The sequence below is a fragment of the Pollutimonas rozaliensis genome, assembly GCF_048751585.1.
GTDB lineage: Bacteria > Pseudomonadota > Gammaproteobacteria > Burkholderiales > Burkholderiaceae_B.
On the sequence record NZ_JAZHOB010000121.1, the window covers coordinates 1 to 271 of the forward strand.

Annotated in this window: 1 protein-coding gene; it reads left to right on the plus strand. The window is 55.0% G+C overall.

The genetic code is table 11. The annotated features are described in order from the left end of the window. On the plus strand, positions 1–271 hold a 271-nt coding region (locus tag V0R37_RS22225; protein ID WP_420376570.1), incomplete at both ends, for a TonB-dependent receptor domain-containing protein.

Below are 271 nucleotides of genomic sequence, written 5' to 3' on the forward strand. Positions count from 1 at the left end.
CGCAAGCGCTGCTCGACTTTTCGCCGTTTGCTATTCAGGCAAGCCTGCGTTACGACGACAACGAAGCCTATGGCGATGAAGTGACCGGCAGCTTGGCGCTGGGCTACGAACTGGATAACTACCATACGCTGCGCGCCAGTATAGGCACGGCGTTTAAAGCCCCGAGTTTTAATGACCTCTATTGGCCGAACTCTGGCAACCCTGATCTCAATCCGGAAAAATCTGAAACCGTTGAAGTGGGCGTTCGCGGCCAGTACAGCCAGTGGTTCTG